Annotated in this window: 6 protein-coding genes; all 6 read right to left on the bottom strand. The window is 65.9% G+C overall.

What is annotated here, in order from left to right; translation table 11 throughout:
* Nucleotides 1-9 precede the first annotated feature (9 nt).
* The 6 genes from RP6297_RS19270 to RP6297_RS19295 all read right to left on the bottom strand — a co-directional run bounded on the left by RP6297_RS19270 (nt 10) and on the right by RP6297_RS19295 (nt 12,257).
* Nucleotides 10-1,257 (bottom strand): MFS transporter, encoded by a 1,248-nt coding sequence (locus tag RP6297_RS19270; protein ID WP_009240351.1) that lies wholly within the window; start codon nt 1,255-1,257, stop codon nt 10-12.
* A gap of 135 nt (nt 1,258-1,392) precedes the next feature.
* Nucleotides 1,393-4,218, bottom strand: a complete 2,826-nt coding sequence (gene treY, locus RP6297_RS19275) for a malto-oligosyltrehalose synthase (RefSeq protein WP_009240352.1) — start codon at nt 4,216-4,218, stop codon at nt 1,393-1,395.
* On the bottom strand, nt 4,215-6,497 hold the full coding sequence (gene malQ, locus RP6297_RS19280) for a 4-alpha-glucanotransferase (RefSeq protein WP_009240353.1): 2,283 nt from the start codon (nt 6,495-6,497) through the stop codon (nt 4,215-4,217). The genes treY and malQ overlap by 4 nt, the downstream gene beginning before the upstream one ends.
* Nucleotides 6,498-6,551: 54 nt before the next feature.
* Entirely contained in the window at nt 6,552-8,393 is a 1,842-nt protein-coding gene (gene treZ, locus RP6297_RS19285) for a malto-oligosyltrehalose trehalohydrolase (protein WP_009240354.1), read from the bottom strand.
* Nucleotides 8,390-10,690, bottom strand: a complete 2,301-nt coding sequence (gene glgX, locus RP6297_RS19290) for a glycogen debranching protein GlgX (RefSeq protein WP_009240355.1) — start codon at nt 10,688-10,690, stop codon at nt 8,390-8,392. Before glgX ends, treZ begins: the two co-directional genes overlap by 4 nt.
* 416 nt (nt 10,691-11,106) lie before the next feature.
* Nucleotides 11,107-12,257, bottom strand: a protein-coding gene (locus tag RP6297_RS19295) for an IS3 family transposase (RefSeq protein WP_086003189.1) whose coding sequence is annotated in 2 segments (ribosomal slippage) — nt 11,107-12,011 and nt 12,011-12,257 — 1,152 coding nt in all. Because the reading frame shifts where the segments join, the coding sequence is not laid out codon by codon here.
* Nucleotides 12,258-12,788: the final 531 nt, after the last annotated feature.

Raw genomic sequence — 12,788 nt, forward strand, 5'->3', positions numbered from 1 at the left:
TGGTGCAGTTCAGACCGTGACGGCAGCGAGGTCACGGCCCTTCGTCTCGGGCAGCATCAGCACCGCCACTGCGACGATCGAATACGCGATGGCCGCGTCGATGCCGATGGCCGTGCCCAGCGACATGGATGCGCTCATCTTGCCCACCAGCACCGGGAACGCGGCAGATACCACGCGGCCGAAGTTGTAGCAAAAGCCCACGCCCGTGCCGCGTACCCCCTGCGGATACAGCTCGTTGAACAACGCGCCCATGCTGGCCGGAATGCCCGCCGCAAAGAAGCCCAGCGGAAAGCCCAGCACCAGCATCGCGCCATCCGACAGCGGCACCAGCAGATACACCAGCACGGTGACCACGCAGCAGCACGAGAACAGCAGGATGTTGCCGCGACGGCCGAGCACGTCCAGCAGCCATGCGCTGGCCACGCAGCCGCACCAGAAAGCAAAGATGATCACCGCCAGGTAGCCGCCCGTGCCGAGCACCGACAGGTGGCGCTCCGTTTTGAGGTACGTCGGCAGCCACGTCATCAGTGCGTAGTAACCGCCGTGCGCGCCCACCCCCAACAGGCCGCCGATCAGCGTCATGCGCAGCACCTGCGGGCGGAAGATGTCGAGCAGCGGAAAGCGCGAGATCGGCATCGCGTTGGCGTCCGCGTCCGGCTTGGCGGCCGGCACCGGTTCCTTCACGCCACGGCGGATGTAGATGATGAGCAGCGCCGGCAGCAACCCCGCAGCGAACATCACGCGCCAGGCGAGGTCGGGCTCGATGAAGGAATAGGTGAGCGCATACAGCAGCACCGCGGCGCCCCAGCCCACGGCCCAGGCGCTCTGCACGGTGCCCATGGCCTTGCCGCGATGGCTGGCGCGGATGCTCTCGGCCATCAGCACGGCACCCGCCGCCCATTCACCGCCAAAGCCGAAGCCCTGGATGGCCTTCAGCACCAGGAACTGCTCGAAGTTCTGCGCGAAGGCCGAGGCGAATGTGGCCAGCGAGAACCACAGTACCGTGATCTGCAGCGTGCGCACGCGGCCGAAGCGGTCGGTCAATGCGCCGGCAATCCAGCCGCCCAGCGCCGACGCCACCAGCGTGACGCCCGACACCAGCCCCGCCTCGGCCTTGCCGATGTGCCAGGCCGCGATGATGGTCGGGATGACGAGGCTGAACATCTGCACGTCCAGCGCGTCGAGCGCCCAGCCGCCAAAGCAGGCCCAGAACGTGCGCTTTTCCCCTTTCGAAATCTCTTTGAACCAGCCGAACATGCAGTCTCCTCGGGGTGACGTGAGCGGCGCATGATTCACGCATTGCTCTAGTCATCTATATGAATAGAGGAATTCTAGGGCGGGCCGGCTGGCGACGCAGTCAGTGTTAACCCGTGCGGCCGGGTGAAGAAGCGGTCAGGTGTGGAGCAGTGCGACGGGCAACGGCGTGAGCACCTGGCCCAGCGCCAGGCGCGGACCCTGGAGCGGCAGCGCGCCGTCGAATGCGCTATGCAGCGGGGTATGCGAGAGCGCGGACGGCAGGCTCACCGTAGTGTCCCGCCATGCGCCGTCCGCAAACGTTGGTGTGGCGGTATGGCCAAGCATGGCGGAGGCGTGCAGGGGCACGATGACGACAATCGCGTCGGCGCCATGCGTCCGGGCAAACGCGAGCACGTGCTGTGCGCCGCTGCCGGTCACGGCAAGCGGCTGGTAGTCGCCGGATTCGAACACCGCCGGCAGTGCGGCACGCAGGGCCAGTGCACGGGCCAGCACGGCTTGCTTGATGCGGCCGTCCGTCCAATGCGCAAGCAGCGGGGTCAAGCTGTTTCCGGCATGCGCTTGCAATGCCCGCAATGCGCGGTGCCGTGCGGCGTAATCAACGGGCCGGCGGTTGTCGGGATCGACCAGGCTGGTGTCCCAGAAATCGGTGCCCTGGTACAGGTCCGGCACACCGGGCAGTGTGGTGCGCAGCAAGGTCTGGGCGAGGCTGTTGATGGCCGCGGCCGGGGCCACGCTTTGAACGAAGGCCGCGAGGGAGGGCAGGAAGGTCGAAGCGGCCTCACCTGTCAGCAGCGTCAAGACGAAATCGCGGCTGGCGGCTTCATAGTCTGCATCGGGGGCGAACCAGTCAGTGCGCAGCTTGGCTTCGCGCTGGGCCTTTTCCTGCCATTGCGCGACACGCTCGGCCAGGTCGCGTACGGTATCGGCGTCATGCCAGTCGAACCCTGCCGGCCAGATGCCCACCAGCGTTTGGTACAGCATCCATTGCGCGGCAGGTGAGGGGGCCGGGCCTGTCGGAAGATGACGGATCCACGCAGCGTGTTCCGTTCGCCATTGATGCGCGGCGGCCAACCATTGCGCGGGCCGCTCCGACAGCACGGCCAACCGGGCGCGCACGTCTTCACCGCGTTTATGGTCGTGCGTGGCGGTGGTGAGCATGGCGTGCGGCCACGTGAGGGCACGCGCTTGCATGGCGTGATGGAACGCGTTGGCGCTCATCGAGAACTCGCCCGGATCCGCGCCGACTTCGTTGCGCGAGAGCAGCCGCCCGTAGCGGTAGCACGCCGTGTCTTCCACCGCTTTGGCCGCCACCGGCGACGACAACTGCTGGCACCGCCGCAACGCCAGTTGGCGCAACTTGTCCTGCCCGGCCGGCTGCCCGCCCAGCCAGGCATCGAGCCAGCCGAGCACAGGCTGGTCGACGCGCCGCAGGCAGCTCGCCGCGCCCGACAGGGCGGCTTGCACGATGGCGGCGTCCTGCGCATCGCGTTGTTGCGCATTCGCATAGGTCCGATACACCGGAAAGTGGACGATCACCTCGGCCAGCGCCCGTCGAATGGCGTGCCACGTCACGTCGTGGCTGCTGCGCTCCTGCTGTGCCACTGCGTGCAACGCCGACGCGGCTGCATCGAGTTCTGCCGCAAAGTGCGCATGCAGGATCTCGCGGCGTGCAGGTACTGCTGTGGCCGAAAACGGCGCTTGCGCCACCGGCGCACCAATCCACTCGAGCCAGCCCTGCGTGAGCGCGGTCTCGCCGTGGGCGTCGTGCAGCAGCGCGCCCACCTGGTTCATGAAATCGTAGCCGCTGGTGCCGTCGACTCCCCAGTCGGTGCGCATGGCTTCATCGTGGGCGAGGATTTTCTCGACAACAATCCATGGGTGATTCGTGAGCCGGTCGGCGGGGCGTGCCGCGTGTTCGGCTTGCAGGCGGCGGCGCAGTTGGCGGCAGTAGGCGGCCGGATCGGCCAGGCCATCAACGTGGTCGATGCGCACGCCGTCAATCCACCCCAGGCGATAGAGCCGGAACAGCAGCGCGTGCGTCGCTTCGAATACCTCGGCGCGCTCCATCCGCAAGCCGGCCAGCGAGCCGATATCGAAGAAGCGGCGCCAGTTGATCTCGTCATTGGCGGTGCGCCAGTGGGCAAGGCGCCAATGCTGGCGCGCCATCAGCGCATCAAGCTCATCGTGTTGCGCGTTGAGCGTGCGCACGGCTTCGGCGATGTGTGCGGCGCCTGCTTCGGTGGTGGCGAGGTTGCGCAGTGCATCGCGTGCTTCGTCTGCACGTTCGCGGCGCGTTCGCACCGAGCGGATGGTGCCGAGCCCGGCAAAGCGGTCGGCAACCGCATGCGTGGCGGTGTCCGTGTTGCCGGTGCGCAGCAACGCGGGGTAGTCGGCCAGCGCAATCGGGAACCGGTGATCGTAGTACGCAATGGCCAGACGCGCGGCCGCTTCCTCGTAGGCCAGTTGCAGTCGGCCCCCGGCCAGTGCGTCGGCGTAGTTTTCGCCGAGGAACGGTGCGAGCACCTTGTTGCGCAGCCCGGGGTGCGACGGCTGCCAGTCGATATCGAAAAAGTTGGCGTAAGCGCTTTCAGGGCCGGATTCGAGCACGTCCAGCCACCACGCGTTGTGTGCACCACCCACACCCATGTGGTTCGGCACGATATCGACAACGAGCCCCATGCCGCGCGCATGCAGTGCCTCAACCAGACGTTCGAGGGCGGGTTCGCCGCCCAGCTCCGGGTTCACACGTGTCGGGTCGACAACGTCATAGCCATGCGTGGAACCCGGCTGCGCCGTGGTGATGGGCGACGTGTAGAGGTGCGAGATGCCGAGCGCTGCAAAGTCGTCCAGCAGGGCGCGCACATGGTCGAACGTAAAGTCGCGGTGCAGTTGCAGCCGCACCGTGGCGCGGGGCACCCGCTGGAGGGCGATGGGGGCGAGTGGCGTGGTAGGTTCGCTCATGACAGGCTGATGCGCGCGTTGGCCAGCGCTGACAGGCGCGCCTGAACCGTGGGCGCGTCGAGCAGCGTCGGGGCGGGCGCCGGGAGGCGGCGACGCCAGTTTGGATGTGTGTCGATCGTGCTCGGCAGGTTCGGCTGCTCGACAAGCCCCAGCAAGTCTTCCAGCGGCACCAGAGCAAGCGGCGTGTGGGCGGCGCCCGTGAACACCGTGGCTGCCGTCGCAAAGTCCTGTGCGCTTGCTTGCAGGATGACTTCGGCTTGCGCTGCGTTGGCGGCGCGCGCCTGTTCCAGCGCAGCCTGCAGAGGCGCCACGCCGATCATCGGCACGCCGCCATCGGCCAGCACCAGCCGGTTGTGCTCGGCAAAGGCAGCGACGAGCGCGGCGCGGTCGTCCATGCGGCGCGCGTACGCCTCGGTCTCGTTCATGCCGGGCGGCAACAGCCCGAGTTGCACTTGCCAGCGCAGATCGTTGCCGATCCACCAGCCGGCGAGCGTGGGCAGATCGTGCGTGCTGGTCATCGCAACGGAGGCCGGCGCCCACGTGTGAGGGGCCTTAAAGGGCGCATCGTCGCGCGTGTATTCGCGTTCAAACCAGAGGATGCGCATGCCGAGCAGCCCGTCTTCGGCCAGCGTCTCACGCAGGCCCGCCGGCACGGTGCCGAGATCCTCGCCGATGACGATGCAGCGGTTGCGCCACGATTCCAGCGCGACCAGCCGCAGCAGATCGTGCATCGGGTAGCGCAGGTACACGCCGTCCAGCGGCTGTGCGCCATCCGGAATGACCCACAGTCGCATGAGTCCGAGCACGTGGTCGATCCGCACGCCGCCGGGCACCGCCATGACCGCACGCAGCATTTCGATGAACGCGGAAAAGCCCTGCGTTCGCATGGCCCGCGGGCTGAAGGTGGTGAGCCCCCAATCCTGGCCCTGCGCGTTGAACAGGTCGGGCGGCGCGCCTATGGTGACGCCGATCAGCAAGTCCCGCTGGCGGGCCCATGCGTGGCTGCCCGCGCTGTCGGTGCCCACAGCCAGGTCGGCAATCAGGCCGATGGCCATGCCGGCGCTTTCCGCGGTGCGCTGCACGAGGGCCCATTGGCGAGCAGCAGCCCATTGCAGGAAGAGGTGGAAATTCACCGCATCCTCATGCTCGCGCGCGAAGGCCTGCACGCCAAGGTAGCTCGGATCCTGATATTGCTCCGGCCATTGCTTCCAGTGCGCGGGTCCCAGATGCGCGTTCAGCGCCTCAAAGTGCGCGTGGTCGCGCAGGCTGACGCCCCCGTCGATGCAATACGCACGAAAATCGTCCAGCAGCATCTGGGCGGTGGTGTCTCCAAGCGGCGCCTGCAGCAAACGGTGATGCAACGCGCGCAGCACCGTCATACGGGCGTTGCCGCTGGCGGGCCAGTCGATGAGCGGAGCGGCTTCCAGGCGTGCATAGTCTGCGACAAGGTTGCAGTCGACCACGGCTTGCCGGACGGCTTCCTCTCCGAAAAGGGCGGTGGGGTCGATCATCCACGCGTTCATGAACAGGCGGCTCGATGGCGAGTACGGCGAGTAGCGACGCGCGTCGGCCGTGAACATGGCATGCACGGGGCTGAGCGCCAGCGCATCTGCACCGTGCCGCGCGAGCTGCTGTGCCAGTGCGCCGGCAGCGGTGTAGTCGCCGAGCCCTGCGCTGCTGGCGGCGCGCTCAGCCCCGCATCGCAGGCCATAGAGTTGTGCGGAGGTACCCCACACTCGGGTGTCGGTCTGACGTTTGTGCTGGCGTAATGCATCGGCCACGCCGTAGCAACGTGCCGGCGCAATGGCGAGCGTGGCCTGGATCACGGTGCCCGGCCCGGCGTCGATGGTCAGGCGGTGATAGCCCACGGCAGTCACAGGCCCCAGGCGCAGCGTTGCGTGGTGCTCGCTTGAGCTCGCGCTGACTTTGCCCTCAGTGCTGCCGCCGGACTCCAGATCGACGCGATAGGTTTGTCCGTCCAGCAATGCCGCCTGTGGCGCCGAAGTCTGCAGCACGATCGGCTGTCCGACCACGCCTGTCACGAGCGGCGGTATCGCCACCTCTTCGGCTTCCGCGCGCAGGCGCGCCTGGCTTTCCGACACCTGGGCCGGCGTGCCGGCAGGCAGCCCCAGGCTGTGCAGCACGGCCCGCAGCACGTCGTCGGCCACGTGCATGGGCCGGCTCGCAGCGTCTTCCCAGTCCACCAGCAGGCCGGCCTCGGTGGCCAGTTGCTGGAGCGGGGTGCGTTGCGTGCCGGATGAGTTGGTCGTGCGATCCATGGTGTGCGGGGGCGTTGATACGTTGGCGCGTTGCGGTTGTCAGGGGGGCTGGAGTCAGGCTGGTGAAGGCGTGTGCAGCAATGCCACGCACGTGCGCTCCGGCAGGCGATGCGCGATGAGCGCGGCGGCGGCGCCCTCGCGCGATTCATGCAGCAGATCTGCAGGGCTGCCCGCCAGCACCGTAGGGACCGCCACGGCTTGATCGGACAGATTCACCATCAGCGTGAGCACGCTGCCGTCGCCCATACGCCAGCGGGCAAGGGCGCCGGCATGGCCCAGTGCCACCGCATCGAGCGCGCGGGCGCGGGGCAGGCGCGGGATGATCTCTGCGTGGCGCAGCGCCAGCAGGCGGTGCATGCGGTTCAGCGTGTTCAGCTGTGCGGGATCGGCCAGGTTGGCCTCGCCAGGGGACGAGGCAAGGAACGTCAACTCGTCGTTGGGATCGGGAATGCGCTCGCGCTGGTGCGGGTCGGCAAATGCCTCGAACTTGGCGAACTCCCTGCGCCGGCCTTCCCGCACGGCTTCGGCCAGCATGCCGTGATGGCTGGTGAAGTATTGGAACGGGCAGGTGCTGCCCCATTCCTCACCCATGAACAGCATCGGAATCTGCGGGCTCAGCAGCAACAGCACCTGCGCGGCGTACAACGCATCGGGATGGGCGAGCTGCGTCAGCCGTTCACCAAAGGCGCGGTTGCCGATCTGGTCGTGGTTCTGCAGGAACAGCACGAACGCGGTGGGCGGCAAGTGCGCGCTCGGTTCGCCGCGCGGGGCGTTCTCATGAATCGGGGATGGCTCGCCCTGGTAGCAGAAGCCGTCTTGCAGCACGCGCGCAAGGCGCTGCGCCGGTGCTTCGGCGTAGGCGGCGTAATAGGCTTCGCGCTCGCCGGTCAGCAACACGTGGAGCACGTTGTGGCCGTCGTCGTTCCACTGCGCGTCGAAGTCGCCGTGGGTGTCGCCATCACGCAGCAGCGATGCGGCGTTGTGCTCGTTCTCCAGCACCAGATGCACATGCCGGCCAGGCTCGGCCGACAGTCGCACGCGGGCGGCGAGTTCGCCCAGCCAGTCGCGCTCGGTGATGGCGTGCACGGCGTCGAGCCGCAGGCCGTCAAAGCGATATTCCATCAGCCACATCAACGCGTTCTGGATGAAGAACTCGCGCACCTGCGGCTTGCGGAAATCGATGGCGGCGCCCCAGGGCGTATGCACATCGTCGCGGAAGAAGCTGCGCGCGTAGTGGTGCAGGTAATTGCCATCCGGCCCGAAGTGGTTGTAGACCACATCGAGAAACACCATGATGCCGAGCCCGTGCGCGGTGTCGATCAAGGCCTTGAGGTCGTCCGGCGTGCCGTAGCTGGCGTCAGGCGCAAAGGGCAGTACGCCGTCATAGCCCCAGTTGCGCGCACCCGGAAATTCCGCCACCGGCATCAACTCGATGGCCGTGATGCCCAGCCGCGCCAGTTCCGGCAGCCGGCCGCGCACACCTTTGAAACCGCCCAGCGCGCCGACGTGCAGTTCGTACAGCACCGTCTCGTGCCAGGGCCGGCCCTGCCAGTCGGCGTGCTGCCACTGGTAGCGCTGCGGATCGACGACGAGGCTTGGGCCCGCTATGTCCTGCCACTGCGCGCGGGCCGCGGGGTCAGGCACCGACAGTGTCACGCCGTCCTGATTGGTGAGGCGGTACCGGTAGCATGTTCCGGCACCCACGGGTGCCACGGCGGCATACCAGCCGTCGGGTTCCGGGTCCATGCGGATGGCCTCGTCGCCGCGCACGTCGTCGAAGTCGATCCAGGCGGCGGTCGCGTCGGGGGCCCACAAACGGAACCGGGTGTTGCCGTCCGCCAGGACGGTGGCACCGAACGGCATGTCGTGGGCAAACCGGGGGGCAGGTGCGGTCATCGCGTGGCGTCTCCATTGTCGTCGCTCGCTGCCTGGTCGGCGGTGGGGGCGGTGCGCTCGTCGTCGGTCGCAGGTTGTTCGGGCGGGGTGTTCTGCGGTGCGCCCTGTGGCGCGTTCTGTGTGTCGGACACCCTCCCGAGGGTTTCGCCGCTGGCGTCTGCATCCGGCTGCCCAGCAATCTCGGCGATCGTGGCCAGCTGCGTGGCGAGCAGCAGCACTACGCTGCGGCCCGCCACGTCCAGGGTGCTGCCGCTGTGCGGTCGAGCGTCTTGCTCGGGCGCTGCGCTGTCGATGGCGAGTAGCCAGTCCATGGCGGGCTCGGGCAGCGTGAACGTCAGGTCTGTCGCGGCACCGTTGATGAGCAACAACGCCACGTGCGGGCGCGTCTCCGCGTCGATGGTCTCGACGCAGGCGCGGCGCAATGCCAACGCCCGTGCCTCGCTGTCGTTCCACGCGTCGGGTGAGAGCACCTGGCCGCGCTCGTCAAACCAGGCGATGTCCGGCACGCCCGGCAGGATCTCGGTGTTGCCGTGCACGTAATGCGGCCAGCGCAGCGCAGGGCTGGCCTTGCGCAGTGCGATCAGCCGCGCCGTATAGCGGGCGAGCGCCTGCCCCGGGTCTTTTTCCAGCAATGACCAATCGAGCCAGGACAGGGCGTTGTCCTGGCAATAGGCGTTGTTGTTGCCGTTTTGCGTGCGGCCGAATTCGTCCCCCGCCAACAGCATCGGCGTGCCGTTGGAAAAGAACACCGTGGCCAGCAGCGCACGTTTCACGCGTTCGCGCAGGGTTTGGATGGCGGGGTCATCGGTCGGGCCCTCGGCGCCCCAGTTGGCGCTGCAGTTGTCGTTGTGGCCGTCGCGGTTGTCTTCGCCGTTGGCATCGTTGTGCTTGTCGGCATAACTGACGAGGTCGTGCAGCGTGAAACCGTCGTGCGAGGCGACGTAATTAACCGACGCCCAAGGCCTGCGGTGGCGGCGGTCGAACAAGTCGCCACTGCCGGTCAGGCGTGCGGCAAGGTCGGGCCGCTGGCCCGAGTCACCGCGCCAGAAGCGGCGGATGCCATCGCGAAAGCGGTCGTTCCATTCCGCAAAGCCCGGCGGGTGGTTGCCGACCTGGTAGCCGTCTGGGCCCACGTCCCACGGTTCGGAGATCAGCTTGACGGTGGAAAGCACGGGGTCCTGGCGGATGGCATCGAAGAAGCCCGAGCCCTGATCGAAGCCATTGCCCTCGCGCCCGAGCGTGACGCCCAGGTCGAAGCGGAAGCCGTCCACGTGGAACGCGTTGACCCAGTAGCGCAGAGAGTCCATCACCATCTGCAGCACGCGCGGGTGCGACAGGTTCAGCGTGTTGCCGCAGCCCGTATCGTTGATGTAGTAACGCTCCTGGCCCGGCACGAGGCGGTAGTAGCTCGCGTTGTCCAGGCCCCGAAACGACAGCGTCGGTCCCAGCTCGCTGCCTTCGCACGTGTGGTTATAGACCACGTCGAGCAACACTTCGATGCCCGCCGCATGCAGCCGGCGGATCGCCACTTTCAGCTCATGCAGCGATGGCGCCGAGAGGTAAGACGGCTCTGGCGCGAAGAAGCACAGCGTGTTGTAGCCCCAATAGTTGCGCAAGCCGCGCTCCACCAGAAACTGGTCTTGCAGGAAGGCGTGAATGGGCAGCAGCTCGATGGCGGTGATGCCCAGCCGCTGCAGGCGGTCGATGAAGACGCTGTCGCCGAGCGCGCTGAACGTGCCGCGTTCAGGCGGCAGCAGGTCTTCGCGCAGCATCGACATCCCGCGAACGTGCCCTTCGTAGATCACGGTGCGAGACCACGGTGTGTTGGGGCGGACGTCGTTGCCCCAGTTGAACGACTCGTCGGTGACGATGGCCTTGGGCATGGCCGGCGCGCTGTCGCGGCGGTCGAATGAAAGATCGCCGCGGTTGGAGTTGAGCCGATAGCCGAACAGTGCGTCGGACCAGCGCAGCGAGCCCACCAGCCGGCGCGCGTAGGGGTCGAGCAGCAGCTTGTGCGGGTTGAAGCGATGGCCGTGCTGCGGCTCCCAAGGTCCGTAGGCGCGGTAGCCGTAGACGAGGCCGGCTTCCACGCCGGGCAGGTAGCCATGCCAGACCTCGTCGGTGCATTCGGGCAGGGCAAACCGCGTCATCTCTTTTCGGCCGGTGGGATCGAAGATGCAGAGTTCGATCTTGGTGGCGTTTGCCGAGAAGACCGCAAAGTTGATGCCCAGGCCGTCCCAATGAGCGCCAAGGGGGAACGGTTTGCCGGGGGAGAGGGTTTTGGGGAAGCGGAGCATTAGAAGTGGTTTCGTTGTGCGTCTTTTTGGCCTGGTGGTACATCCCTGTTTCGTACCCTGCCGGGCACGACTTACTTTTCTTTGTCTTGCCAAAGAAAGTAAGCAAAGAAAGGCGCGCCCGAGATGGCGACCCATCCCTTGAATTTTCGTAACCGGGCGGAGAACGGGAAAACTCGCTGCGCTCAGACAGTTCCCGTTCTTTTTTCCGCCCGCTTACGAGAATTCAAGGCGCCATCTAGGGCAGGGGCGGCCATACCGGCTGGGCACCTCCCGTGGCGCTGGGTGCTTCTTTCTGTCGGGGCTCAAAGCCCCGGGATTGGAGTTCTGAACGTCAACGTTGGCGTTCGGAATCTCAACGATGAAGTTCAGAACCTCAACGTTGGCGTTCGAGTACTTCATGAATCGCCCCGACTTTCCTAGACACCCACGAGCCGTGGGGAATGGCGTTGTTCGAACTCTACCGGCGATAGTCCGTTGGCGCTCGAATGGCGCCGTGTTGGGTTGTAGAACATCTCGATGTAGTTGAAGACGTCGGACTTGGCCTCCTGCCGTGTGGCATAGATCTGTCGGCGCACCCGCTCGCGTTTGAGCAACTGGAAGAAGCTCTCCGCCACGGCGTTGTCGTGGCAGTTGCCGCGCCGGCTCATGCTGCACAGCAGGTTGTGCTCGCGCAGGAAGCTTTGCCAGGTGTGGCCGGTGAACTGACACCCCTGATCCGAGTGAATCAGCACCTGCTGGTGCGGGCGGCGCCGCCACAGCGCCATCAGCAAGGCATCCAGCGCCAACTGGGTATCGATGCGCTGCCCCATGGACCACCCGACGACCATGCGTGACCACAGGTCGATGACCACGCTCAGGTACAGCCAGCCTTCGTGTGTACGGATATAGGTGATATCGGTCACCCAGGACTGGTTCGGAGCGTCGACTGTGAACTGCCGCTGCAGATGATTGGGGGCGACCACCGCCGGCTTGCCGGCACGCCCGGCAGGGCGTCGGCGGTAGCCTGATTGAGAACGCAATCCCTCGGCCTTGAGCAGCCGCGCCACGCGGTGTTTGCCGCAGCGCTCACCCAAGTCGCGCATGTCCAGGGTGAGCTTGCGATAGCCATAGACCCCGCCGCTCTCCAACCACGCCTGCTTGAGTAGTCCAAGCAGGCGCTGGTCGTCCTTCGCACGCGGGCTCAAGGGCTGCGCCTGCCACGCGTAATAACCGCTGGGATGCACCGCCATCGCTTTGCACAGACGGCGCACGCTGTATTGACCCGCGTGCGCCTTGATGAAGGCGTACCTCACCCGGACTGCTTGGCAAAGTACGCTGCGGCCTTTTTTAGGATGTCGCGCTCCTCGGTCACCCGTTTGAGCTCGGCCTTGAGCCTACGTACCTCCTCGGATTGCGATACCTGCCCTTGCGGCTCTGCCACGGGCTGGCGTCGCTGTTTGATCCACTGGTACAGGCTGTGCTGGCTCACGCCTAACCGCTGCGCGACCTCGGCCACGCTGTGGCCTCTGTCCAAGACCTGATTGACCGCCTCAACCTTGAATTCTTCGGTGTATCTCTGCGCACTCATCGCAACTCCTGTCTAACCTCTAGTTTGAGGCTCACAGGTGTCTACTGGGGCCGGGGCGATTCATCAACGTTGCCCTTCGGACCCTCAAAGCTGGCGTTCAGAACCTCAAAATTCAGGTTCAGAACATCAAAGTCCGAGTTCAGAACCTCAGAGTCGGAGTCCAGAACCCCAACGTCCGAGTTCAGAACCCCAAAGCTCAAGTTCGGAACTCCGAAGTCGGAGTTCAGCACCTCAAAGTCCAGGTTCAGAACCTCAAAGTCGAAATCTCCGAACTCCAAAGCACCCGTTCACAACCTCGATGTACGCGTTCTGAACTTCGAAGTTGAACCGCAGAACCCCAAGTCACAGCAAGAACATGGCGCACGAAGCCGCGTGCTCCTACTCCAACGCTAGTGCCACGACGGTGTAGCCGTACCCTGCCCTAGATGGCGCCTTGAATTTCTGTTGCAGAGAGGAAAAAGGAAGGGAAACTGTCTGAGCGAAGCGAGTTTTTCCCTTCCCCTCTCTGCGACATAAATTCAAGGAGTCTTT

It is taken from the genome of Ralstonia pickettii (assembly GCF_016466415.2).
Lineage (GTDB): Bacteria > Pseudomonadota > Gammaproteobacteria > Burkholderiales > Burkholderiaceae > Ralstonia > Ralstonia pickettii.